Source organism: Janthinobacterium aquaticum (assembly GCF_009208565.1).
GTDB lineage: Bacteria > Pseudomonadota > Gammaproteobacteria > Burkholderiales > Burkholderiaceae_D > Janthinobacterium.
On record NZ_WFLK01000013.1, the window covers coordinates 87,126 to 110,718 of the forward strand.

Annotated in this window: 19 protein-coding genes and 4 tRNA genes; 12 read left to right on the forward strand and 11 right to left on the reverse strand. The window is 60.6% G+C overall.

Features of this window, described 5'->3' with window-relative positions; all coding sequences use genetic code 11:
- The first annotated feature begins 42 nt into the window (after nucleotides 1-42).
- From GCM43_RS19385 to ahpF, 8 genes are all read left to right on the forward strand, one after another.
- On the forward strand, nucleotides 43-1,602 hold the full coding sequence (locus GCM43_RS19385) for a sugar ABC transporter ATP-binding protein (RefSeq protein WP_152247330.1): 1,560 nt from the start codon (nucleotides 43-45) through the stop codon (nucleotides 1,600-1,602).
- A 13-nt stretch (nucleotides 1,603-1,615) separates the two neighbouring features.
- A complete protein-coding gene (locus GCM43_RS19390; RefSeq protein ID WP_152247332.1) occupies nucleotides 1,616-2,587 on the forward strand; it encodes an ABC transporter permease in 972 nt (323 codons plus the stop codon).
- A 16-nt stretch (nucleotides 2,588-2,603) separates the two neighbouring features.
- A complete protein-coding gene (locus GCM43_RS19395; RefSeq protein ID WP_152247334.1) occupies nucleotides 2,604-3,647 on the forward strand; it encodes a LacI family DNA-binding transcriptional regulator in 1,044 nt (347 codons plus the stop codon).
- Nucleotides 3,644-4,555: a ribokinase gene (gene rbsK, locus GCM43_RS19400; protein ID WP_152247336.1), complete on the forward strand. Its 912-nt coding sequence runs from the start codon at nucleotides 3,644-3,646 to the stop codon at nucleotides 4,553-4,555. The genes GCM43_RS19395 and rbsK overlap by 4 nt, the downstream gene beginning before the upstream one ends.
- A gap of 4 nt (nucleotides 4,556-4,559) precedes the next feature.
- Nucleotides 4,560-4,952, forward strand: a complete 393-nt coding sequence (rbsD, locus tag GCM43_RS19405) for a D-ribose pyranase (protein ID WP_152247338.1) — start codon at nucleotides 4,560-4,562, stop codon at nucleotides 4,950-4,952.
- Nucleotides 4,953-5,201: 249 nt separating this feature from the next.
- Nucleotides 5,202-5,618 (forward strand): DUF3597 domain-containing protein, encoded by a 417-nt coding sequence (locus tag GCM43_RS19410; protein WP_152247340.1) that lies wholly within the window; start codon nucleotides 5,202-5,204, stop codon nucleotides 5,616-5,618.
- A gap of 155 nt (nucleotides 5,619-5,773) precedes the next feature.
- A complete protein-coding gene (gene ahpC / locus GCM43_RS19415; protein WP_152247342.1) occupies nucleotides 5,774-6,337 on the forward strand; it encodes an alkyl hydroperoxide reductase subunit C in 564 nt (187 codons plus the stop codon).
- Between the two features lie 104 nt (nucleotides 6,338-6,441).
- The gene (gene ahpF, locus GCM43_RS19420; RefSeq protein ID WP_152247344.1) at nucleotides 6,442-8,037 is read left to right on the forward strand and encodes an alkyl hydroperoxide reductase subunit F; all 1,596 of its coding nucleotides are present in this window, start codon (nucleotides 6,442-6,444) and stop codon (nucleotides 8,035-8,037) included.
- Between the two features lie 66 nt (nucleotides 8,038-8,103).
- Here the strand turns inward: ahpF and GCM43_RS19425 are convergent, their stop codons facing one another.
- From GCM43_RS19425 to GCM43_RS19460, 8 genes are all read right to left on the reverse strand, one after another.
- Nucleotides 8,104-8,439 (reverse strand): CzcE family metal-binding protein, encoded by a 336-nt coding sequence (locus tag GCM43_RS19425; protein WP_152247346.1) that lies wholly within the window; start codon nucleotides 8,437-8,439, stop codon nucleotides 8,104-8,106.
- Nucleotides 8,440-8,552: 113 nt separating this feature from the next.
- Nucleotides 8,553-9,179 (reverse strand): ABC transporter ATP-binding protein, encoded by a 627-nt coding sequence (locus GCM43_RS19430; RefSeq protein WP_226929567.1) that lies wholly within the window; start codon nucleotides 9,177-9,179, stop codon nucleotides 8,553-8,555.
- Entirely contained in the window at nucleotides 9,170-10,273 is a 1,104-nt protein-coding gene (locus tag GCM43_RS19435; RefSeq protein WP_152247348.1) for a hypothetical protein, read from the reverse strand. The genes GCM43_RS19430 and GCM43_RS19435 overlap by 10 nt, the downstream gene beginning before the upstream one ends.
- A 148-nt stretch (nucleotides 10,274-10,421) precedes the next feature.
- Nucleotides 10,422-10,498, reverse strand: a tRNA-Asp gene (locus GCM43_RS19440).
- 55 nt (nucleotides 10,499-10,553) lie between these two features.
- Nucleotides 10,554-10,629 (reverse strand) — tRNA-Val (locus tag GCM43_RS19445).
- 189 nt (nucleotides 10,630-10,818) lie between these two features.
- A tRNA-Asp gene (locus GCM43_RS19450) sits at nucleotides 10,819-10,895 on the reverse strand.
- A gap of 55 nt (nucleotides 10,896-10,950) precedes the next feature.
- Nucleotides 10,951-11,026, reverse strand: a tRNA-Val gene (locus GCM43_RS19455).
- Between the two features lie 112 nt (nucleotides 11,027-11,138).
- On the reverse strand, nucleotides 11,139-13,271 hold the full coding sequence (locus tag GCM43_RS19460) for a S9 family peptidase (RefSeq protein ID WP_226929568.1): 2,133 nt from the start codon (nucleotides 13,269-13,271) through the stop codon (nucleotides 11,139-11,141).
- 132 nt (nucleotides 13,272-13,403) lie between these two features.
- On the opposite strand from GCM43_RS19460, the gene dinB reads away from it, so the two are divergent.
- Together dinB and GCM43_RS19470 are read left to right on the forward strand one after the other, a co-directional pair.
- Nucleotides 13,404-14,588, forward strand: a complete 1,185-nt coding sequence (gene dinB, locus GCM43_RS19465) for a DNA polymerase IV (RefSeq protein WP_226929569.1) — start codon at nucleotides 13,404-13,406, stop codon at nucleotides 14,586-14,588.
- A 107-nt stretch (nucleotides 14,589-14,695) separates the two neighbouring features.
- Nucleotides 14,696-15,592, forward strand: coding sequence for a recombination-associated protein RdgC (locus tag GCM43_RS19470; protein WP_152247352.1), 897 nt, complete (start codon nucleotides 14,696-14,698; stop codon nucleotides 15,590-15,592).
- 128 nt (nucleotides 15,593-15,720) lie between these two features.
- Here GCM43_RS19470 and GCM43_RS19475 read toward each other — a convergent pair whose 3' ends face one another.
- Nucleotides 15,721-18,456: a TonB-dependent receptor gene (locus tag GCM43_RS19475; protein ID WP_152247354.1), complete on the reverse strand. Its 2,736-nt coding sequence runs from the start codon at nucleotides 18,454-18,456 to the stop codon at nucleotides 15,721-15,723.
- 464 nt (nucleotides 18,457-18,920) lie between these two features.
- Nucleotides 18,921-19,406 (reverse strand): asparaginase domain-containing protein, encoded by a 486-nt coding sequence (locus tag GCM43_RS19480; protein WP_034781194.1) that lies wholly within the window; start codon nucleotides 19,404-19,406, stop codon nucleotides 18,921-18,923.
- Nucleotides 19,407-19,559: 153 nt separating this feature from the next.
- On the opposite strand from GCM43_RS19480, the gene GCM43_RS19485 reads away from it, so the two are divergent.
- On the forward strand, nucleotides 19,560-20,333 hold the full coding sequence (locus GCM43_RS19485) for an L-asparaginase (protein WP_152247356.1): 774 nt from the start codon (nucleotides 19,560-19,562) through the stop codon (nucleotides 20,331-20,333).
- Here GCM43_RS19485 and GCM43_RS19490 read toward each other — a convergent pair.
- Complete coding sequence (locus tag GCM43_RS19490; protein ID WP_152247358.1) at nucleotides 20,321-21,337, reverse strand: D-2-hydroxyacid dehydrogenase family protein; 1,017 nt, start codon at nucleotides 21,335-21,337, stop codon at nucleotides 20,321-20,323. The genes GCM43_RS19485 and GCM43_RS19490 overlap by 13 nt on opposite strands.
- Before the next feature lie 321 nt (nucleotides 21,338-21,658).
- Between GCM43_RS19490 and GCM43_RS19495 the strand changes: the two genes are divergently transcribed.
- Nucleotides 21,659-23,530 carry a phosphoenolpyruvate carboxykinase (GTP) gene (locus tag GCM43_RS19495; protein WP_152247360.1) on the forward strand — a complete coding sequence of 624 codons (1,872 nt, stop codon included), beginning with the start codon at nucleotides 21,659-21,661 and terminating at the stop codon, nucleotides 23,528-23,530.
- Nucleotides 23,531-23,593 lie beyond the last annotated feature (63 nt).

Sequence of the window (23,593 nt, forward strand, 5' to 3'; positions counted from 1 at the left end):
CGACGGGCAGGCTCCGTTTGTCCTTTATTGCGGAGCTTCCCCATGTCCACCGAGATCCCTCCGGCGCAGTCTGCCGCTACCCCCCTGTTAACGCTCGATAATATCGGCAAATCCTATGTCGGCCCCGTGCTGGGCGGCGTGGCCTTGCGTTTCTACCCCGGCCAGGTGATGGCGCTGACAGGCGAAAACGGCGCGGGCAAGAGCACGCTGTCAAAGATCATCTGTGGCCTGGAGCAGGCGACCACCGGCACCATGTTGCTCGACGGCAAGTCTTACCAGCCAGCTTCGCGCGGCGCGGCCGAGGCGCTCGGTATCCGCATGGTGATGCAGGAACTGAACCTGATTCCGACCCTGTCGATTGCCGAAAACCTGTACCTGAAAAACCTGCCGCAACGTTTCGGCTTTATCGACCGCAGCAAACTCGAGCGTGATGCGCGCGAACAGATGGAAAAAGTCGGCCTGGGCGGCCTGGACCCGTGGACACTGGTGGGCGAGCTCGGTATCGGTCACCAGCAGATGATCGAAATCGCGCGCAACCTGATCGGCACCTGCCGCCTGCTGGTGCTGGACGAGCCGACCGCCATGCTGACGCATCGCGAGGTCGAGCTGCTGTTCCTGCAAATTGAACGCCTGAAAGCCGAAGGCGTCTGCATTATTTATATTTCGCACCGCCTGGAAGAACTCAAGCGCGTGTCCGACCGCATTGCCGTGCTGCGCGATGGCCAGCTGGTATGCGACGACGATATTGCCGGCCATAGCGCGGCCGACCTGGTCAGCCTGATGGTGGGCCGCTCGGCCGATGATGCCGTTGACCTCAGCGGCCGCACCATCGGCGCGCCATTGCTGCGCGTGCGCGGCCTGGCGCGTGGCGAGGTGGTTCATCCGACCTCGTTCGACCTGCGCGCCGGTGAAATCCTCGGCATTGCCGGCCTGATCGGTTCGGGCCGCACCGAGTTGCTGCGCCTGATCTTTGGCGCCGACCAGGCTGACGCCGGCGAGATTTTCCTTGGCGACAGCCAGACGCCGGCGAAGCTGAACTCGCCGCAGGCCGCCGTCAAGGCCGGCATTGCCATGATTACCGAAGACCGCAAGGGCCAGGGCCTGCTGCTGCGCCAGTCGATTGCCATCAATACCACGCTGGCCTCGCTCGATACCGTCAACCGCGCCGGCTGGATGGATCACGGCGCCGAAGCGGCCGTGGCCAACGACTATATCGGCCAGCTCGGCGTGCGTTCGCGCAACTGCGAGCAGGCTGTTGGAGAATTGTCCGGCGGTAACCAGCAAAAAGTCGTGATCGCGCGCTGGCTGTACCGCGATTGCCCTGTGATGCTGTTTGACGAGCCGACCCGCGGCATCGATATCGGCGCCAAGTTCGATATCTACCAGGTGCTGGCCGAACAGGCGCGCCAGGGTAAAGGCCTGGTGATCGTTTCAAGCGACTTGCGCGAACTGATGCTGATCTGCGACCGCATCGCCGTAATGAGCGCGGGCAAGATCGTCGACACCTTCGAGCGTGGCGCCTGGAGCCAGGACGCGCTGCTGTCGGCCGCCTTCTCCGGCTATCTCAATTCTTCTACTGATAACTCCGCCGCTGCGGCCTGATGGAAAGACACCCATGACGACTACAACTTCTCCTTCGTATCTGCAGCGCAGCCTGGCGGATCTGAAAAACTATGCCGGCCTGATCGGCGCGCTGGTGGCCATGTGCGTGCTGTTCTCGTTTGCCAGCGAAAACTTCTTTACGCTCGCTACCCTCAGCACCCTGTCGAACAATATTCCGACGCTGGTGGTGATGGCCGTCGGCATGACCTTTATCCTGATTATCGGCGGCATCGACCTGTCGGTCGGCTCGGTGATGGCGCTGGCCGCCTCGGTGCTGTCGCTGGCCGTGGTGCACTGGGGCTGGCCGGTGTGGAGCGCGGCCATGTTGGGCATGGCGGTAGCTGCCACCTGCGGCGCCATTACCGGCTTTATTTCCGTCGGCTGGCGCATTCCGTCGTTTATCGTGTCGCTGGGCGTGCTGGAAATGGCGCGCGGCCTGGCCTATCAGGTCACCAACTCGCGCACCGAATATATCGGCAGCGCGGTGGAAGGCATCAGCTCGCCGATCGTGCTGGGCCTGTCGCCAGCGTTTATCGCCTCGATCGCCATCGTGATCATCGGCCACCTGGTGCTGACGCGCACCGTGCTGGGCCGCCACTGGATCGGCATCGGCACCAATGAAGAAGCGGTGCGTTTGTCGGGCATCAATACCAAGCCGTCGAAAATCCTGGTGTTCGCACTGATGGGCCTGCTGGCTGGCGTGGGCGCGCTGTTCCAGGTGTCGCGCCTGGAAGCGGCCGACCCGAACGGCGGCGTGGGCATGGAGCTGCAAGTGATTGCGGCCGTGGTGATCGGCGGCACCAGCCTGATGGGCGGGCGCGGCTCGGTCATCAGCACCTTTATCGGCGTGCTGATCATTTCCGTGCTGGAAGCGGGCCTGGCGCAAGTGGGCGTGTCCGAGCCGGTCAAGCGCATCGTGACCGGCCTGGTGATCGTCGCTGCCGTGGTGCTCGACACCTATCGCCGCCGCGGCGAACGCGCTTAAGGCAAGTGCCGAGCTCATGGCCACCATCAAACAGGTAGCGCAGGCGGCCGGGGTATCGTTTACCACCGTGTCGCACGTGCTCAACAAGACGCGCCCCGTCAGCGATGAGGCGCGCCAGGCCGTGCTCAAGGCGGTGGAAGAGCTGCACTATGTGCCCAGCGCACTGGCGCGCTCGCTCAAGAGCCGCAGTACGGCCACCATCGGCCTGATCATTCCCAACAACACCAATCCCTATTTTTCGGAAGTGGCGCGCGGCATCGAAGACAGCTGCTATGCGGCTGGCTACAGCGTGATTTTGTGCAATTCCGACGATGATCCGGTCAAGCAGCGCGACTATCTGAACGTGCTGCTGACCAAGCGCTGCGATGGCCTGATTTTGTCGGCACTGGCCGACAGCGATGGCGAACTGCTGCGCAAGATGAATGTGCCGGCCGTGCTGCTCGACCGCGCGCCCAATGATCTGTCGCTCGATGCGGTGGCGGTCGACAATCGCGCCGGCGGCATGCTGGCGGCCCGGCACCTGCTGGAACTGGGACGCCGGCGTATTGCCTGCATCGCCGGTCCGCGCGAAGTGAGCATTTCCAACGAACGCATCGATGGCGTGCGCGCCGCCATGGGCGAGGCCGGCGTCGCGCTGGCCGATGGCCTGTGCCGGCATGCCGACTTTACCAGCGCCGGCGGCTATGCAGCCGCGCTGGTGCTGCTGGCGCTGCCGGCCATCGAGCGGCCCGACGCCCTGTTCTGCTGCAACGACCTGATGGCGTTTGGCGCGCTGCGCGCCGCCGCCGAGCTGGGCGTGCAGGTACCGGGGCAACTGGCCGTGGTCGGCTTTGACGATATCGACCTGGCCAGTTTCGTGCATCCGCCGCTGTCGAGCGTGGCGCAAAATACGCGCGAGCTGGGCCATATTACGGCCGCCTGTTTGCTGGCGCGCATCGCCGATCCGGCCCTGCCGCGCCAGCAGCGCAGCGTGGCGCCGGAACTGCATGTGCGCGGCAGCACGGGGGTGGCGGCCTCTTCTTCTTTACCTTCATCTCAATTAGCGGGAACTACACCATGATCGTGGTTATCGGCAGTATCAATATGGACCTGGTCTTGCGCGTGCCGCGCATGCCGCTTCCCGGCGAAACCCTGACGGGCGGCGCCTTCCGTACCATTCCTGGCGGCAAAGGCGCCAATCAAGCCGTGGCCTGCGCACGGATGAGCGGCAAGGTTAGCGCCGGCGGCAAGCAGGTGGCGATGGTTGGCTGCGTCGGTGACGATGAGTTCGGCGCCACTCTGCGCGCCGCGCTGGTGGCTGACGGCATTGTCGACAGCCACCTGAGCACCATGTCGGGCGTGGCCTCGGGCATCGCCTCGATCCTGGTCGACGACCAGGGCCAGAACAGCATCGTGCTGGCTGGCGGCGCCAATGACCTGCTGAGCCCGGCGCATATCGATGCCGCCAAAGAGCTGATCGAGCAGGCCGATATCGTCGTGCTGCAGCTGGAAGTGCCGATGGCCACCGTGGTGCATGCCATCAAGCTGGCCCGTTCGCTGGGCAAGACGGTGGTACTGAATCCGGCGCCGGCGGCCAGCGTGCCGGCCGAAGCGCTGGCGCTGGTCGACTACCTGATCCCCAACGAGATCGAAGCGGCCATGCTGACGGGCAACACCGTTGACAGCAGCGACGCCACCGCGCTGGCCGCCGCTCTGCAGGCGCAAGGCAGCGACAACGTTATCATCACGCTCGGTTCAAAAGGCGTGCATGCGGCGCTGTACGGCGGCAACTTCGACTTCCCGGCGCAAGTGGTGCAGGCGGTCGATACCACCGCCGCCGGCGACACCTTTATCGGCGGCTTCGTCGCCGGTCTGGCTTCGGGTCTCGATGAGGCCGAAGCGATTGCCCAGGGCCAGCGTGCTGCAGCCTGGAGTGTGACCAAGCCCGGCGCACAGACGTCGATCCCGCACTTGCACGAATTGTTCTGAGACCATGAAAAAGACTCCCTTATTGAATATCGCGCTGTCGCAACTGGTGGCTTCGCTGGGCCATGGCGACATGGTGGTGATCGGCGACGCCGGCCTGCCATCGCAGCCTGGCGTGCCGCTGATCGACCTGGCCCTGACGCATGGCGTGCCGGGCTTTATCCAGACCGTGCAGACGGTGCTCAGTGAAATGCAGGTCGAGCATCATGTCGTGGCCAGCGAACTGCAGGCCAACAATCCGGCCATGGCGCAGCAGGTGGCTGCGCTGGGCCTGCCGGACGCACGCCAGCTCAGCCATGAAGAATTCAAGCAGCTGAGCAAGCGCGCCCGCGCCATCGTGCGCACCGGCGAGTGCAGCCCGTATGCCAATGTGATTTTGGTGGCCGGCGTCGTATTCTGAGCGTCCGCCACGCCATGATCGCCTGAACATGGCCCTGCTGCAACGGCAGGGCCACCCAGTCTGGATTTCTCTCCACGTTTTTCTCTTGAAAATGCTGTCGTGCAGCCGCAGTTGCGCATGGTCAGCGGTACGCCGCCTGTGCGGCCGGCCGGCTTATACTGCCTTGCCGGAGCCAGGCTCCGCTTTCGCGTCGCCAGTTGTGCAAAACTGGTGCACAGACACTATCCATCCATTTCATGAGGTGTATCCATGGGCATTTTCAGCAATATCTATAACAAGATCTTCCATCATGGTTCGGCTGCCGCCACGCCAGCAACCCCGGCGCCTACCACCGCGCCAGCAGCCCCTGCCGCACCAACCGCCCCGGCCGCTCCCGCTGCACCAGCACCGGCGGCTGCGCCCGTTGCCACCGTTGACGTGGAAGCCGTGCTGACCGATCTGGCCAGCAAGAATCCGGAAAAACTCAACTGGCGCACCTCGATTGTCGACCTGATGAAGCTGCTGCAACTCGACAGCAGCCTGGCCGCGCGCAAGGAGCTGGCGCAGGAGCTGCATTTCAGCGGCGACACCAATGACTCGGCCAGCATGAATATCTGGCTGCACCGCCAGGTGATGACCAAGCTGGCGCAGAACGGCGGCAAGGTGCCGCAAGAACTGCGCGACTAATTGCTATTCAAGCCAGTGGGAACTGCTTATGATGGAGTTCCCATGGCGTCGTGATAGGTAAAAGCAATTGAAACTATTGCGACAATCAATTTTGCATATGGAATGAAACCCTTTACACTAGGGTCTTACTGATTCACCACTCAAAGGAAATGACCATGTCGATCATCAATACTCAAGTCAAACCATTCAAGGCAACTGCTTACCATGCTGGCAAATTCATCGATCTGACCGAAGAGTCGCTGAAAGGCAAGTGGTCGGTCCTGATGTTCTACCCAGCCGACTTCACCTTCGTCTGCCCAACCGAACTGGAAGACCTGGCCGAACAGCAACCAGAATTCGCCAAGCTGGGCGTGGAAGTGTACGGCGTGTCGACCGACACCCACTTCGCGCACAAAGCATGGCATGACACCTCGGACGCGATCAAGAAAGTGAACTACCCACTGATCGGCGACCCAACCGGCGTGCTGTCGCGCAACTTTGAAGTCATGATCGAAGAAGAAGGTCTGGCACTGCGCGGTACCTTCGTGATCAATCCAGACGGCTTCATCAAAGTGATGGAAGTGCATGACAACGGCATCGGCCGCGACGCAACCGAACTGCTGCGCAAAGTCAAAGCAGCAAAATATGTTGCAGAGCATCCAGGCCAGGTTTGCCCAGCCAAATGGACCGAAGGCGCAGCCACGCTGACCCCTTCGCTGGACCTGGTTGGCAAGATCTAAGTCTTGACGCTTTGAAGCAGCAAGCAGCAAACAAGTAGTTACCGCGATGCCGGACCGGGCGTCCGGCCCGGCATACGCCTAAATATTTGTAAAGGAAATACACCATGTTGGACGCCAATCTCCAAGCTCAGTTGAAAACCTACCTGGAAAAGGTAGTGCAGCCCATCGAGATCGTCGCTGCCCTCGATGACAGCGCCAAAGCGCGTGAAATGGAAGAACTGCTCCAGGAAATCGTCCTGTTGAGCGACAAGATTACGCTGGTCAAACGCGTTGACAGCGGTGTGCGCACGCCATCGTTCAGCATCAACCGCCCGGGCACCGATATCGGCGTACGCTTCGCCGGCATCCCGCTGGGCCATGAATTTACTTCGCTGGTACTGGCACTGCTGCAAGTGGGCGGCCATACCATCCGCTTCGACGACGCGGTGATCGAACAGATCCGCAACCTCGACGGCGACTTTGAGTTTGAAACCTTTATTTCGCTGTCCTGCCATAACTGCCCGGAAGTGGTGCAGGCGCTCAACGCCATGGCAGTGATCAACCCGCGCATCAAGGTCACCACCATCGATGGCGGCGTGTTCCCGAAAGAAGTCGAGGAACGCCAGATCATGGCCGTGCCGATGATGTTCCTGAACGGCCAGCACTTCGGCCAGGGCCGCACCAACGTCGAGGAAATCCTCGCCAAGCTCGACACCAACGCCGGCGCCCGCCAGGCCGCCGCGCTGAGCAACAAAGACGTGTTTGACGTGCTGATCGTGGGCGGTGGCCCTGCTGGCGCCGCTTCGGCCATCTATGCAGCGCGCAAGGGCATCAAGACCGGTGTGCTGGCCGAGCGTTTCGGCGGCCAGGTGCTCGACACCATGGCGATCGAGAACTTTATCTCGATCAAGGAAACCGACGGTCCGAAGTTTGCCGTGGCGCTCGAGCAGCACGTCAAGACCTATGAAGTCGACATCATGAACACCCAGCGCGCCGCCAAGCTGACGCCAGGCAAGCTGATTGAAATTGAAACGGCAACCGGTGCGGTGCTGAAAGCGAAAACCGTGATCCTGGCCACTGGCGCCCGCTGGCGCGAAATCAATGTGCCGGGCGAGAAAGAGTACCGCAACAAGGGCGTGGCGTACTGCCCGCATTGCGACGGTCCGCTGTTCAAGGGCAAGCGCGTAGCCGTGATCGGTGGCGGCAATTCGGGCGTGGAAGCGGCAATTGACCTGGCTGGTTTGGTCAAACACGTAACCCTGATCGAATTTGGCACAGAGTTGCGCGCCGACGCCGTGCTGCAGCGCAAGCTGCGCAGCCTGGCCAACGTCACCGTGATTACCTCGGCGCAAACCACCGAGATCCACGGCGACGGCAAGATCGTCAATGGCCTGAGCTATACCGACCGCGTCAGCGGCAGCAACAACAAGGTGGAACTGGAAGGCGTGTTCGTGCAGATCGGCCTGGTGCCGAACACCGAATGGCTGAAAGGCACGATTGCCCTGTCGCGCCACGGCGAGATCGAAGTCGATGCGCGTGGCCAGACCTCGATTCCTGGCGTATTTGCAGCCGGCGACGTGACCACGGTGCCGTACAAGCAGATCATTATCGCCACCGGCGAAGGCGCCAAGGCGGCACTGTCGGCCTTTGATCACCTGATCCGTTCGGGTGACGAGGAAGTGGTCGAGGAATCGGCTGCCAAGGAAGCGTTGCAGGCATAAATCATTGCCCTGTAAAAAAACCGGAACCGCCGCAAGGCTGTTCCGGTTTTTTTTATGGCATGGCGCTTATCCTGCGTAGAGCGGATTGCCGGCGATATAGACCTTGATGCCGTCGGCCTGCATCGACTTCGGTGCGATCTCGGCCAGGGCAAACACGCTGCGGTTGCTGTAAGTGTCGACCTGCCAGGTAAAGCGCTGGCCATCGCGCACGATGGTAATGGTTTCACCGCGCGTGACATTGATATGGCGGGTGCTGCTGTCGATGGTGATCGAGCGCGCGGCAGCGCTGTGGGTGGCTGGCACGCCGTAGTCGGCGGCGCTGCCGCTGGGGCCGGCTGCCTGGGCGTTGAAAGCAAAGGTGGCGCAAAGCACGGCCAGCGCGCTGCGTGGGATAAACAACATGGGTGTCTCCGTCTGTCGGCGTGGTGATACCGCGCCGTGTGTTATTCAAGCGGGCCGGGATCGCCGGCGCACCGGCATCCTAAGCTGTGACAGCTGATCTGCAAAGGGCTATTTCACAATTCGACCGTCGCCGCCAGTGGCAACTGCGGTTCCAGATGGCTGGTCAGCACAATGCACTGGCGCGCCAGGCGGGCCGGGTCGGACAGGCGCTCGCGCAAATACTGCATGGCGGCGGCATCGAGTCCGTTGAACGGTTCATCGATCAGCAGCAGGCGCACCGGCAAGGCCAGCGCCAGTGCCAGTTGCAGCTTTTTGTGCTGGCCCAGCGACAGCGCAGTGACCGACTGGCGCATGCTGTGCGCCAGGCCCAAGGCTTGCAGTTCGCGCTGCAGCAGGGCGTGGTCGCTGCCAGGGTACAGCGCCAGATGCAGCGCGAGAAATTCACTGACGCTCAGCCAGGGCAGGGCCGGCGCCTCGCCGCCGCAATAGAAAACCTGTGCCCGGTAGGCCAGCGGCTCGCTGGCGCTGTCGAGCGTATCAAGGCGGATTGTGCCGTGCAGCGGCTGCAGCGCGCCGCCCGCCAGTTTCAGCAAGGTGGTCTTGCCGGCGCCATTCACACCGCGCAGCCAGCTGATGCCGGGTCCGAACTGCTGATGGTAGGACTGGAATACGCTATGGGTGGCAAAGTGAAAATCGATGCCGTCCAGCTGCAGGACGGGTGAGGCAGGAATCAGGTCCATAGTTCGCTTCCGATGGCGCTCAAGACAAAAATGGAAAACACCACCAGCGCCACGCGTGCGCGGGCAGCGAGGCGCGGCAGGCCGACGATAGCCAGCAGGCAGGTGCCGGCGGTGATGGCATACACCAGGGTGACGCGCTGTTGCAGCACTGCCGGCGCCACGGCGGCCAGCAGCGCGCCGGCGGTGACCAGTAAGCTCAAGGCCGGCAACAGGCTCAGGCCACAGGCAAGGCGGATCAGGCTGCTCGCGCTGATCGGCCAGGCAGCGAATGAAGGGCGCAGCACGGCGATCTGTTCGCGCACCGCCTTGTCGCCACGGTCGGTGATGATCACCAGGCAGGCGCTGGCCAGCAGAGCGAGTAGCGGCGCTGGTATGAAAGGCGTGCGCAGCAGCCAGGCCGCCATGCTGGCCAGCGCGCCTGCCAGCAGCAGCGTTTGCTGCAGCCCGATAACATTATCGTTGCGCCAGAACGGTAGCCAGAACAGATGGCGCCATAGAAACAGCGTGCGCCAGCGTGGCATATGTGGCGTGAATGCATCATGTGCCTGCGTGCTGGCGCGTCGCGCGGGCCGCGGCGGCGCCATGCGCAGCGCCAGGATCCCGATGGTTGCCAGCCATGCCAGCAGGCAGGCCAGCAAGGTTGCACCGATGCCTTGCGCGGCAACCGGGCGTAGCCACAACGGCCATTGATATAGCCAGATGCCAGCCGACAAAGCATAAGCGGCAACCAGCGGCAGCATCAGCATGGCGGCCACGGCCGCATCGGTCCCCCAGCGCAGGCGCGGTGAGATCGGCAGCGAGCGCAGCCAGGCCGACAACGGCGCCGGCAACACGCGCTTGCGCAGCAGCCAGACGGGCAGGCAGGTGGCCAGCGCCTGGGCCAGCACGATGGCCAGCGCGTTCGGCCACGGCAGGCTGGCCGCATACAGGCTGGGCAGGGCAATCATGCTGAGCAGGCCAAACAGGATCGGCCCTGCCAGCAGCAAGGTGATTTCCGCCGAACTGGCCAGGCTGGCCACGAATTGCCGCAATGCGTGCTGGGTCAGGCGCAAGCGCAAGGCAAGATAAGGATGGGTATTGCCAGGCAGGCGCATCGGATGGGCAGGGCAGTTGCGGTGGCGCTGATTTTAACAGGCCCGCTGTGGGCGCGAAGCGATGGCAGTTCGGGTTGGCTGCTGAAAAAATCGGGCCTGGAATGGGAAAAGCCCTTCGGTTCAGAGAACCAAAGGGCTTTTCTTTTATTGGCGGAGCGGACGGGACTCGAACCCGCGACCCCCGACGTGACAGGCCGGTATTCTAACCAACTGAACTACCACTCCAAGCTCGTATGATCTGTGTTGCTGATCCATGAAGCACTGGATAATTTTCTGTATTTGGTGGGTGCTGAGAGGGTCGAACTCCCGACCTACGCCTTGTAAGGGCGCCGCTCTACCAACTGAGCTAAGCACCCAATATGCTTACTTCAGAAAACTATCCCGACGTTTGTCACCACGTCTGGAAGAGGCACTATTATAGGTGCCGTCTGCGCGCTTGTGCAAGGGCTGTGGCAAGAAAAGTGAAAATTATTTCAAAACAGGAATTTTGACGCTGAAATGGGAAAAGCCCTTCGGTTCAGAGAACCAAAGGGCTTTTCTTTTATTGGCGGAGCGGACGGGACTCGAACCCGCGACCCCCGACGTGACAGGCCGGTATTCTAACCAACTGAACTACCACTCCAAGCTCGTATGATCTGTGTTGCTGATCCATGAAGCACTGGACAGTTTTCTGATTTTGGTGGGTGCTGAGAGGGTCGAACTCCCGACCTACGCCTTGTAAGGGCGCCGCTCTACCAACTGAGCTAAGCACCCGATATCTGCTTGTCTCAGAAAACTATCCTGACGTTTGTCACCACGTCTGGAAGAGGCGCTATTATAGGATGGCAAAAATCCTGATGCAAGCGTTTTTCCGGTTTTTTTAGATTTATTCCCTGATGCCCCATTGATCGAGCATCCAGGCCATATTGAAAGCGCCTTCGGCAATCGCATTGTAGCGGCCGGACGCACCGCCATGGCCGGCGCCCATATTGGTTTTCAGCAGCAGCGGGTTATGGTCGGTTTTATAGGCGCGCAGCTTGGCCACATACTTGGCCGGCTCCCAGTACATCACCTGGCTGTCGTTCAGGCCGGTGGTGACCAGCATCGCCGGATAGTCCTTGCGCGCGATATTGTCGTATGGCGAATAGCTGAGCATGTAGTCATACGCTGCTTTCTGGTTCGGGTCGCCCCACTCCAGGTATTCGCCGGTGGTCAACGGCAGGCTGGCGTCCATCATGGTATTCATCACGTCGACAAACGGCACCGCCGCATGCACCGCGTGGAACAGCTCGGGGCGCTGGTTGACGACTGCGCCCATCAGCAGGCCGCCGGCGCTGCCGCCCTGGATAATCAACCGGTTCGGGCTGGTCCATTTTTCGCTGATCAGATATTCGGCGCTGTCGATAAAGTCGTTGAAGGTGTTTTTCTTCTTCATCAGCATGCCGTCTTCATGCCAGGCTTCGCCCATGTCGGTGCCGCCGCGGATATGCGCCTGGGCATAGATCACGCCACGCTCGAGCAGGCTGATGCGGCTCAGGCCGAAACTCGCTTCCGTCGAAATGCCATACGAACCATACGAATACAGCAGCAGCGGCGCCTTGCCGTCGCGCTTGACGTCTTTCTTGTAGACGATCCACAGCGGCACCTTGACGCCGTCGCGCGCCGTCGCCCACAGGCGTTCGGTGGCGTAGCGGCTGGGGTCATAGCCGCCGACGACTTCCTGCTGCTTGAGCACCGTGCGCTTGCCGTCGGCCATCGCCACGTCGATGACGGTTGGTGGCGTCACCGGCGACTGATAGGCCATGCGAAATTGCGTGGCGGTAAATTCAGGCGTGCCGGCTGCCGTGGCCAGATAGACCGGATCGTCGAACTGCACGGTTTTCCAGTTCTTTTTGGCAAAGTCGTAGATGCGCGCCCGGTTCAGTGCCTGCGATTTTTCCATCACCACCAGGTAGTTCTGGAATACGTCCAGTGACTTGATCACCGCTTCCGGGTTGTGCGCCACCAGCGGCTGCCAGTTCTTCGGCTGCGCCGCATTCAGGGGCGCCGTCACGATGCGGAAATTTTTGGCGTCCTTGTTGGTCAGGATATACAGCTGGCCATCGCGGTGCTCGACGCTGTAGCGGTGGCCTTTTTCACGCACCAGCACCGGCTTGAACTGGCCTTTGGGCTTGCTGGTGGACAGCAGCCGGACTTCTCTGGTATCGGTGCTGCCGATATCGAGCGTGAAAAATTGCTTGTCCTGCGTGCGGCTGATGCCGATGGAAAACTGCTCGACCGGTTCGTGATAGACCTGCACCGGCGTCTGGCCCAGGGCAAGGCGGAACAATCGGTCCGAACGCTTGGTGGTGGCGTCTTCCTGCGCCAGCATCAGCGTGGCGTTGTCGGCAGCCCAGGCCAGCGAAGTCACGCGCGGCATGGCGTCCGTCAGCAGCTTGCCGGTTTTCAAGTCCTTGATATGCAGTTCATACTGGCGAAAGCCGGTGGTGTCGGTGGTGTAGGCCAGCAGCTGCTCGTTCGGGCTGACGGCAAACGCGCGCACGGAGAAAAACTTGTGGCCTTCGGCCAACTGGTTCTGGTCGAGCAGGATTTCTTCGGTCAGCGTGGCGTCGTAGACGCCATCGGCGCCCAGCGGACGGCGGCAATGAATCGGGTACTGCTTGCCCGCTTCGGTGCGCGTGTAATAGTAGAAGTTGCCATTGCGTGCAGGCACCGACAGATCGACCTCCTGCATGCGGCCCTTGACCTCGGCAAACAGCTTGTCGGCCAGCGGCTGGATCGGCGCGGTCACGGCGGCCGTATAGGCGTTTTCGGCATTGAGATAATCGATCACGGCCGGGTCGGTCTTTTTCTGCAGCCAGCGGTAGTCGTCGGTGACGACTGTGCCATGGCGGGTTTCCTGCCACGCTGTCTTGGCAGCAACAGGTGGGATCGGCAGATCAGCAGCCAGCGCGAAGGGCGCCGCAGCAGACAAAAGCAAGGCAGCCAGATGGCGTGCCGTTGGGGAAGCAATAGACAAGGCAACTCCTTTGTAGTGTTGTAGCAAGAGTGTAATCTTGCTATGAAGAAAAGCAACTGCCTTGCAACTTGCGGAAATCGTTATTTGCAGTAATACTGTACGCATTTACAGTATTTGCGCCGCGAGGTGTTCTTGACTCCATCAGCTACTCCGCCGACTACGCCAACTGCGCCGCGCCGCCATATTGCCCATCTCGATATGGATGCGTTTTTTGCGTCCGTCGAGCTGCTCAAGTATCCCGAGCTGCGCGGCGAAGCGGTGGTGATCGGTGGCGGGCGCCTGCAACAGCCCGAGTTGCAGCCTGACGGCACGCGCAAGTTTGCCCGCATGCGCGACTATGTGGGGCGTGGCGTGGTCACCACTTCGACCTATGCGGCGCGCGCGTTTGGCGTGTTTTCCGCCATGGGCATCATGAAGGCGGCCAAGCTGGCGCCCGACAGCATCTTGTTGCCAGCCAACTTTGACGCGTATCGCGAGTATTCAGGCCGCTTCAAGCAGGCCGTGGCGGCAATTGCGCCGATTATCCAGAACGTGGGCATCGATGAAATCTATATCGACCTGAGCGAATACGGTGACGCAGCACCGGCGGTGGCGGCGCAGCTCAGGGCGGCGGTATTCGAGGCAACCGGGCTGACCTGTTCGGTGGGCCTGGCGCCCAACAAGCTGCTGGCAAAGATCTGTTCCGACCTGGAAAAGCCCAATGGCCTGACCATTTTGCAGCCGGACGAAGTTGCTACGCGTGTCTGGCCGCTGCCGGCGAAAAAGATCAACGGCATCGGCCCCAAGGCCACCGCCAAGCTCGAAGCGATGGGCATCCATACCATCGGCGACCTGGCTGCTGCCGATGTGGGCCTGCTGCGCAGCCAGTTTGGCGACCTGTACACCAGCTGGCTGCACCAGGTGGCGCACGGCATCGATGACCGGCCGGTGCAGACCAGCCGTGAAATCAAGTCGGTCAGCCGCGAAACCACGTTCGAGCGCGACCTGCAGGTGGTGCGCGACCGCGCCATCCTGTCGGAAAAACTCGAAAGCCTGTGCACGCGGGTGGCGGCCGACCTGGAAAAGCATGGCATTGCGGGCCGCACGGTGGGCATCAAGTTGCGCTTCGAGGACTTCAGCACGGTGACGCGCGATATCACCTTGCCCGGCGCCACCGCAGACGCGGCCGCCATCCTGCGCGCCAGCCGCGATTGCCTGAAGCGGGTGCCGTTTGAAAAGCGCATCCGCCTGCTCGGTGTGCGCATGTCCACCCTGTGCGACCCGCATGCCAGCGTGCTGCAACAGCCTGTGCAGGCCGAATTATTCCCGGCTTTGTAACGGGCGCAAAACTGTCATACCGCCGCGCGCCTTTGACCGATACAGCGTGTCAAAAGTGTAGAATGGCATCCTATTGGCCTTACTGAAATTACCGGAAGACAAAAATTATGTGGTTCAAGAATCTTCAGATTTACCGCCTGCCCGCACCTTGGGCTTACACGCCAGAACAACTGGAAGAGGCGCTGTCGTCGAACAAATTTACACCGGCCACCAGCATGGACCTGATGCGCCAGGGCTGGGATACGCCGCGCCCGAACGGCGGTCTGGTGCATGTCGTCAACAAGCAGATGCTGATCGTGCTGGGCACGGAAAAGAAACTGCTGCCAGCGTCGGTGATCAACCAGGTGGCCAAGGCCCGCGCTGCCGAAATGGAAGAAGCGCAAGGTTTTGCACCAGGCAAGAAAGCCATGAAGGAACTGAAAGAGCGCGTCGCCGACGAACTGCTGCCGCGCGCCTTCAGCATCCGCAGCAATATCTGGACCTGGATCGATCCGGTCAACGGCTGGCTGGTGGTCGATGCGGCCAGCCCGGCCAAGGCCGATGAAGTGATCAAGCTGCTGCTGAAGGCGGTTGACAAGCTGCCGCTGGAAAGCCTGCGCGTACAGCGTTCGCCGGTGGCCGTGATGACCGAATGGCTGCAGGCCGACGATGCGCCGGCCGGCTTTACGGTCGACATGGATACCGAACTGCGCGCCACCGGCGAGAGCAAGGCCACCGTGCGCTATGTGCGCCATACGCTCGAGGCGGACGATGTACGTCGCCATATCGCGGCCGGCAAGCAATGCACGCGCCTGGCCATGACCTGGAACGACAAGATCTCGTTCGTGCTGACCGAGTCGCTGGCCATCAAGAGCGTCAAGCCGCTCGACGTGATCAAGGAAACCGAATCGAGCACCAAGAACGACGACGAGCGTTTCGATGGCGACCTGATGCTGATGACGGGCGAACTGTCCAAGCTGATGGCCGATGTGGTCGAAGCGCTGGGTGGCGAAGCGACGGCATAAGCGCCGCGTATTGCTAAAAAAAGAGCCGCATGCGGCTCTTTTTTTACGCCCGCGTTGTGCTGGAATAAAAAAAGCGCCTTGCACGGTGAAGTGCAAGGCGCTTTTGCCAGCTAGTTCAGAGCGTCAGCTTAGAACTTGTAGTTGCCGGTGATATAGAAAGAACGCATCATCGGATCGGCGTAGCGTGGGTCGAAACCAATCTGGTGACCCGACGAAGCGCGCAGCGACAGAGGCGGCTCGCGGTCGAACAGGTTTTTGATGCCAGCGCGGATGGTGGTCGACTTGCTGTAGGCAAAACGTGCTTGCCAGTCCACCGTGGTGTACGACGGTACTTCCAGACGGATCTTTTCGTTCAGGCCGGTGCCCAGGTTTCGCACGGTGCCTTCAGCATCGGTGTAGCCATTGCGGTAGCTGACGATGAAGCTGTTGGTCAGGCGGCCGCTTTCAAAGCTCACATTCAGCTTCATCAGGTTGCGGAACGTTACGGCATCGGTGATGCCGTAGTAGTTCATGTTGCTGGTCCACTGATTGCTGGTGCCTGGCACGGTGTAGTCAGCCTTGAGCATATGGGTGCCGCTCAGGTTGGCCGTCAGCTTGCCGGTCGAGAACTTGTGGTTCGCCGTCATGTCCCAGTCGATACCGCGGTTATGCGTTTTGCCGATGTTCATCGACAGCGACTTGAATGCATAGTAGGTATTGCCGGTCGATGGCTCGGTGTACAGGCCGAACAGCGAGCTGTACAGGGCTGGGTTGCCGAACGCCTGCGCTTCGCTGACTGCCGAAACAGCATCGGTAATCTTCACATCCCACAGGTCGGCGCCGAACGAGAACGCTGGCACTGGCTCAACGCGGAAGCCCACGGTGAACTGTTTCGATTTTTCCGATTTCAGGTTTTCGTTACCACCCGACAGTTCGTTGTACTGGGTCGACGACGAACGGCAGTATTGCGTGCCTGGGAACGGGCAGTCATACGACTTGGCGGTAAAGCCGGCATTGACCAGCGGCTGGCCGATGTCGAGCATGTCCGGTGCCTTGAAGCCGGTGCCGTAGGAACCGCGGATCAGCACGGTCTGCACTGGCTGCCAGCGTGCCGATACTTTATAGGTGTTGGCGCTGTCGCTCTTGCCGACTTTCGTGTGGGTGATGCCATTGTCGATTTCCGACACGTTGTCATAGCGGCCGCCGACGGTCACTTCCAGGTTCTTGGTGACAGGCGCCAGCAACTCGACGAATACGCCGTAGGTGTCACGACTCATGTCGTAAGCGGCTTTTTCGTTGAAGTTGTAGATGGTGCTGTCGTTGGCGGTGCTGCCTGGCGACTGCTCATAGCTGTAGTTGCGGAAGTCGCCGCCCACGCCGATGCTGGCCTTGCCGCCTGGCAGGTCGAACAGTTCGCGCGAACCATGGGTATCGATGCCGCGCATGGTGGTCGACGCGGTGCGTACCGAACCGACGTATTGCGACGCGTCGATTTGCGACTGCAGCGCTGCCGATTGCTGGGCAGCAAACGGGTTGAACAGCGGACTGGCGACGATGGCGCGGAAGTCCGCGTTCTTCGCGTAGCCACCGGTGTAGCGCTCGTCGATCGCGTTTTGCGACCAGGTCAGGCCACTTTCAAAGTTCCAGGCGCCGAGTTCACCTTCGACACCAACCACCAGATGCTTGGTCTCGGTAATGGTGTTGCTGGCGCGCAGGCCCCAGTCGATGCTGCGGTAGTTGGCCGTGACCGATTTGACGTCGGCTTGCTGGGCTGGCGTCAGGTAAGGCTTGACGTAGGTGTTGTACAGCGCGCTGTCTTTGGCGATCGCGATCGGTACTGGATTGGCGGCGATACGTGCGGTCAGGTCAAAACGCGACAGTGCCATTTCGGCAAACGCGTTCATGTTGTCGTTGAGCTTGTAGGTACCCTTGACGAACAGGCTGTCGCGTTTCGATTGCGGCACGATCTCCACGGTCGAACCGGTATCGAAACCGCAGGCGCGCGAATTGGCCAGCGTGACGTAATTGTTCGGTGCGCAATTGCCGTTTGCCAGCAGGTAAGGGCTGAAAGCGGTCGATGGGGTGTTGACGTTTTTGTAGGCAACCGTTGCGCCGGCAGGCGATGCCGAGGTGCTGGTGCGGTCCCAGACATAGTTCTTGCCATTGCGGCTGAACGGCAGGAACGAGCTTTTTGCAAACGAGCGGTCGGTTGCGCGCACTTTTTCCTGCTCGTCGTGACGATACGAGAACAGCACGTTGTAGCGGTCTTCGTCCAGGTCGCCGAAACCGGCGGTAACGTTGGTGTTCCAGGCGCTGCCGCCCTTGTCTTCAGGACCACCGTAGGTCGCTTCCAGGGTTACGCCCTGGACATTTTTCTTCAGGATGAAGTTGATCACGCCGGCAATCGCGTCCGAGCCGTACAGGGCCGAAGCGCCGTCGGTCAGGATTTCCACGCGCTCGATGGCGCTCATTGGAATGGCGTTCAGGTTGACCGAGGTACCCGAGCCTTGTGGCGCAATGCGGCGGCCGTTCAGCAGGACCAGGGTATAGCTCTCGCCGATATCGTGGATCGAGGCGCTGGTGCGGCCGCCCGAGTCGGAACCGGCAGCAACGGCGCCGATGGTGAAGCCTTGCATCGCTGGCAGTGCCTGCATCAGGTCAGCCACGGTGGTGGCGCCGGTCTTGGCGATGGCTTCTTGCGACAGGCGCTGCACTGGCAGGGCGCCTTCAACGGCGATACGTTTGATACTCGAGCCGGTAATTTCGACTTTCTGGATCGCTTCTTGTTCCTGTGCCATGGATTGGCCAGCGAACATCATGCTGCCTGCCAGGACGGTCAGGGCCAGGCGCACGCTGCGTACGCCGATTTTTTCTTGAAATGCCATTCTAACAATTACTCCGTAGTAGTTTTAATAACGACAAGCGGCATACGAACACCTGTCTGGCCAACCGGTAAGCGGCCTTCGGTGATGTATGCGGTAGACACGCCAGCCTCTGAGACGAGGGGAAGAGACCACGTCGCGCAATATTGTTATAAATGCACTTTTTTGCTTGTCGAGACAAACATTATGTCGTCTCACCAATAAAAAATGGACGATAACCATGTCATATTTGGCAATAAAATCAAGATGACGGAGATTGTTTTGATAAAAATGTTAAATAAGGATTTAAATTTACAAATTTAAATATTTGTAAAAATTATCAATGGCGTTTTTTTACAACAAAAAATGAAAATCTTGATAACTTGCAGTTTTTCTTGCAAAAATTCGTCAGTTTTTGTTGTTGACTCGAATATTTAACGGCGAAAAAAAAGCCCGCTGGGCGGGCTTTGGTGGGAAAGCGTGAGATTTTACAAAGGCTGGAACACGCCGGCTGCGCGGTTTTTCTGTACATTGTCCCAGGCAAAGATCTGCCCGTTCATGGCCACATACACGCCAGCGGGCAGCGTTTGCGCCACGCCGCAGGCAAAACCCAGGTTGAACAGGGCGTCGGAGTTGTCGATCTCGTAGGGAATCATGGCGCCGGTGAGTATCACCGTTTGCTGCAGATTGGCTGCACCGAGCACTTGCGCCGTTTCGCGCATGGTGTCGGTGCCGTGAATAATGACGATGGCTTTTTCCTGCGCGGCGCGGCACGAGGCCAGCACGCGCTGGCGGTCGGCGTCCTGCATGTCGAGTGAGTCGAGCAGCGGCAGTTGCTCCAGCGCCACTGGCGCCGTCATGCGCGCGCGCGCAATCGCAGCGGGCAAATGACTATCCGAAAAGCCCAGGGTGCCGTTCAATTCGTTGTAGTGTTTGTCGAATGTGCCGCCGGTGGCGAGTATGCGCAAGGTCATGGTGTGGTCACGATGTCAGTGGAGAATGACGCGCATGATAGCGTGGATTGGCGCCGCTGTGGCTGGCCCGGATGGCATGCTTGTTTTTCTGTCAGTCTGGAAAAATTGCATATCTGTGCGTACACTTGTTTCTTTGTTTGCTGTCCAGTTCCCATGAAAGCGCTCGCTCCCGGTACCGTTATTTTTCATCGCCATCGCGGTTATGGCGTGATTACGGCCGTCAATCTGCTGACGGGCTGGATCGCTGCGCGTTTCGGCAGCGAGTCGCGCACGCTGGACCTGAACCTGTCGACTGACGACGTACAGTTTGCCGATGGCGAAGCGATCCTGTTCCGGCGCGCACCACCGGATCGCATGCCGCATGCGCGGCTGATGGCGATGGTGCGCGAACTGCATGCGGCCGGCTACCAGAAGCTGTATCTGTACGCATGGCCCAAGGCGTCGGGCCTGCACTGGCGCTGGCATTTGTTTACCGGCGCGCGCGACTGGATGCAGCGGCCCTGGCGCGAAGGCTGGTATGGCTCGGGTGCCGATTACAACGTCAATCCGGTCATGGGCTGGGGCGATACGCCAGGCGCCTCGACGGGCGAACTGATCGATGCCCTGGCGCGCTTCGATCCGCAAGGGCTGGCGCAGGCGCTGGGGCGCGATGAGGATCATACGGCCTGGTTTGCGCGCGTGTGCGAGCATCTGCTGCCCAACTATATGTACAGCCTGGACATGCCGCGCGAGCCCGGTGCCCCGCTGCAGGAGAAGCCGCCGGTGCCGGTGGTCGCTGTGCGCGCCGGCCTGCCGGCCTATGCCGGGCCGGCCATCGACTGGCCGCCCGGCTGGTCAGGCCTTTGGCTGCATGAGCATGTGCTGCCCGCGCCCGCCATCCGCATTACCGGTGAAGCGGAGCTGGTCAAAGGGTATCAACCGCCCTGACTGCCGCCCTGGCGTGCATGCGCCAGCACTTCCGGGTTCAGCAGGCGCGTGCAGTTACCCTGCGCAAAGTCGACGATATTTTGCAGCGCATAGCGGAAATACAGCTCGTAGCTGTCCTGCTCGACATAGCCCAGGTGCGGCGTGGCCAGCACATTGGGCAGCTTGAGCAAAATCGAAGTGGGCGGCAATGGCTCTTCGGCAAATACGTCGAGCGCGGCCGCGCCCGGACGACCCTGCTGCAGGGCTGCCTCCAGCGCACCGTCCGCTACCAGTTCGGCGCGGCTGGTATTGACGAACAGGGCGCCTGGCTTCATGCGCGCCAGGTCTTCGGCAGTCACCAGCCCTCGTGTCGCCGGGGCCAGGCGCAAATGCAGGCTCAACACATCGGCTGCTTCAAAAAACTCCTCGCGCGAGGCCGCAGCCTTGTCGCCGGCAGCCACCGCTGCAGCGCGGCTCGCTTCGCTGCCCCACACCAGGATCTGCATGCCGAACGCCCGGCCATAGCCGGCAATCATCTGGCCGATCTTGCCATAGCCCCAGATCGCCAGCGTGCGGCCCTTGAGTACGCTGCCGAGCGTATTGCGCGCCGGCTCGATCGACGAGGTCTGCCACAAGCCTTCCTGCAGATGCTGTGCATACGGCAAAATCTTGCGCTGCGCCGCCATGATCAGCGCCCAGGTCAGCTCGGCCGGCGCGACAGGCGAACCGACACCTTCGGCAATGGCAATGCCCAGCTCGCTGGCCGCCACCACATCGATATGCCCGGCCACCTTGCCCGTTTGGGAAATCAGTTTCAGGTTGGGCAGTTTGGCCAGCAGTGCGCGATTGAAGGCAGTGCGCTCGCGGATCAGCACCAGCGCATCGAAGGGCGCAAGCCGGATGGCCAGCTGCCCGAGCCCGCGCGCGCTGTTATTGAATACTTTGACCTCGTGATCTGAGACTAATTTGAAACAGTCGAGCCCACGCACGGCATCCTGATAATCATCGAGTATGGCAATTTTCATGGTAGTTAAGCGATCTTGTGAAGAATCTGGTAGGTAAATAACACGATATGGGGATTGCTGAATAGCCTACTACATTAGTCGGATTAATCTCCTACATTTTTGACGAAACCACTGTTTTCCGGGTGTACAATCGCCGACACTTCGACGCTTTACCCGGCGCGTAATGGTGGTCAATCCCATGTTGCGCCTGTGTAAGAAGTGGTCGCATGACACGATCAGCCTGCTTGCGCGAGTACACCGCAGCAGTGATTTGCAGCCTCGTCAACGACGCTGCCCAGTCTTGCCGGAGCCAACCGAATTCTTATTGGTATTGGAGGTAACATGAATCAGCCCGTCATGGGTGGCATCGCCACACTGAACGTCCCAGCGTACATTAAACAACAGAAACTGATCAATTGGGTGGCAGAAGTTGCCGCACTGACCAAGCCTGATCGTATCTACTGGTGTGATGGTTCGCAGGAAGAGTACGAGCGCCTGTGCGCCGAGATGGTGGCCAGCGGCACCATGAAAAAACTCAATCCGGAAAAACGCCCGAATTCCTACCTGGCCTGCTCCGATCCGAGCGATGTGGCGCGGGTTGAAGACCGTACTTATATCTGCTCGGCAACCAAGGAAGGCGCCGGCCCGACCAATAACTGGACCGAACCTGGCGAAATGCGCCAGACCCTGAACGGCCTGTTCGACGGCTGCATGCAGGGCCGTACCATGTACGTGGTGCCGTTCTCGATGGGCCCACTCGGCTCGCCGATCGCCCATATCGGCGTGGAACTGTCCGACTCGCCTTATGTCGCCGTCAACATGAAAATCATGACGCGCATGGGCCGCGCCGTGTATGACGTGCTGGGTACCGATGGCGAATTCGTGCCGTGCGTGCACAGCGTGGGCGCGCCGCTCGCTGCCGGCCAGGCCGACGTCAAATGGCCATGCAACAACACCAAGTACATCGTGCATTTCCCGGAAACGCGTGAAATCTGGTCCTACGGTTCGGGCTACGGCGGCAACGCGCTGCTGGGCAAGAAGTGCTTTGCACTGCGCATCGCCTCGAACATGGGCTACCAGGAAGCGCAAGAAGCTGGCGACAAGCCGGGCTGGCTGGCCGAACACATGCTGATTCTTGGCGTCGAGTCGCCGGAAGGCAAAAAGCATTATGTGGCAGCGGCCTTCCCGTCGGCCTGCGGCAAGACCAATTTTGCCATGCTGATTCCGCCGGCCAGCTTCAACGGCTGGAAAGTCACCACCATCGGTGACGATATCGCCTGGATCAAACCGGGCGCCGACGGCCGCCTGTACGCGATCAACCCGGAAGCGGGCTACTTTGGCGTGGCCCCCGGCACCAACGAAAAAACCAACTTCAATTGCATGGCCTCGATGCGTGAAAACACCATCTTCACCAACGTCGCGCTGACCGACGATGGCGATGTCTGGTGGGAAGGTTTGAGCAAGGAAGCACCGAGCCATCTGATCGACTGGCAAGGCAAGGACTGGACCCCGCAGTCAGGCACCAAGGCTGCCCATCCGAACGCGCGCTTCACGGTTGCCGCTACGCAAAACCCGGTGATCGATGCAGCCTGGGACGACCCGGCCGGCGTGCCGATCTCGGCCTTCATCTTCGGCGGCCGCCGCTCGACCACCGTACCGCTGGTGACCGAAGCGCGCAACTGGGTCGAAGGCGTCTACATGGCTGCCACCATGGGCTCGGAAACCACTGCTGCTGCCGTCGGCCAGATGGGCGTGGTGCGCCGCGATCCATTTGCCATGCTGCCATTTATCGGCTATAACATGAGCGACTATTTCCAGCACTGGCTGGACATGGGCGTGAAAGTGGGCAAGCTCAACGGCGCTGCACTGCCGAAGATCTACTGCGTCAACTGGTTCCGTACCGACGAGGCGGGCAAGTTTGTCTGGCCCGGCTTCGGCGACAATATGCGCGTGCTCAAATGGATGCTCGAGCGTATCGAAGGCAAGACCGGTGGCGTGGAAAACCTGTTTGGCACCACTCCGGAATATGGCGACCTGAACTGGGACGGCCTGCCGTTCACGCAAGAGCAATTCGACACCATCACCTCGATCGACAAGGCTGCGTGGATGGAAGAATTGCAATTACATGCACAATTGTTTGACAAGCTCGCGTATCATCTGCCCAAAGAATTGGCAGACCATAAAGCCACGCTGGAAAAGCGCCTGGCTGACTAAAGAGTAATGTGGGGGAGAAACACGCCGGCGCAGACTGGCGTGCTATAAATGACACGCCGGCAA

What these genes read in the sequence shown, in the direction of transcription:
- GCM43_RS19480 (WP_034781194.1), bottom strand. Translation starts at nt 19,406, where the DNA reads ATGACCTTGCGCATACTCGCCACCGGCGGCACATTCGACAAACACTAC.
- GCM43_RS19385 (WP_152247330.1), top strand. Translation starts at nt 43, where the DNA reads ATGTCCACCGAGATCCCTCCGGCGCAGTCTGCCGCTACCCCCCTGTTA.
- ahpC (WP_152247342.1), top strand. Translation starts at nt 5,774, where the DNA reads ATGTCGATCATCAATACTCAAGTCAAACCATTCAAGGCAACTGCTTAC.
- GCM43_RS19475 (WP_152247354.1), bottom strand. Translation starts at nt 18,456, where the DNA reads ATGGCATTTCAAGAAAAAATCGGCGTACGCAGCGTGCGCCTGGCCCTG.
- GCM43_RS19430 (WP_226929567.1), bottom strand. Translation starts at nt 9,179, where the DNA reads ATGGACCTGATTCCTGCCTCACCCGTCCTGCAGCTGGACGGCATCGAT.
- GCM43_RS19390 (WP_152247332.1), top strand. Translation starts at nt 1,616, where the DNA reads ATGACGACTACAACTTCTCCTTCGTATCTGCAGCGCAGCCTGGCGGAT.
- rbsK (WP_152247336.1), top strand. Translation starts at nt 3,644, where the DNA reads ATGATCGTGGTTATCGGCAGTATCAATATGGACCTGGTCTTGCGCGTG.
- GCM43_RS19485 (WP_152247356.1), top strand. Translation starts at nt 19,560, where the DNA reads ATGAAAGCGCTCGCTCCCGGTACCGTTATTTTTCATCGCCATCGCGGT.
- GCM43_RS19435 (WP_152247348.1), bottom strand. Translation starts at nt 10,273, where the DNA reads ATGCGCCTGCCTGGCAATACCCATCCTTATCTTGCCTTGCGCTTGCGC.
- GCM43_RS19490 (WP_152247358.1), bottom strand. Translation starts at nt 21,337, where the DNA reads ATGAAAATTGCCATACTCGATGATTATCAGGATGCCGTGCGTGGGCTC.
- GCM43_RS19495 (WP_152247360.1), top strand. Translation starts at nt 21,659, where the DNA reads ATGAATCAGCCCGTCATGGGTGGCATCGCCACACTGAACGTCCCAGCG.
- GCM43_RS19410 (WP_152247340.1), top strand. Translation starts at nt 5,202, where the DNA reads ATGGGCATTTTCAGCAATATCTATAACAAGATCTTCCATCATGGTTCG.
- GCM43_RS19425 (WP_152247346.1), bottom strand. Translation starts at nt 8,439, where the DNA reads ATGTTGTTTATCCCACGCAGCGCGCTGGCCGTGCTTTGCGCCACCTTT.
- ahpF (WP_152247344.1), top strand. Translation starts at nt 6,442, where the DNA reads ATGTTGGACGCCAATCTCCAAGCTCAGTTGAAAACCTACCTGGAAAAG.
- GCM43_RS19470 (WP_152247352.1), top strand. Translation starts at nt 14,696, where the DNA reads ATGTGGTTCAAGAATCTTCAGATTTACCGCCTGCCCGCACCTTGGGCT.
- rbsD (WP_152247338.1), top strand. Translation starts at nt 4,560, where the DNA reads ATGAAAAAGACTCCCTTATTGAATATCGCGCTGTCGCAACTGGTGGCT.
- GCM43_RS19395 (WP_152247334.1), top strand. Translation starts at nt 2,604, where the DNA reads ATGGCCACCATCAAACAGGTAGCGCAGGCGGCCGGGGTATCGTTTACC.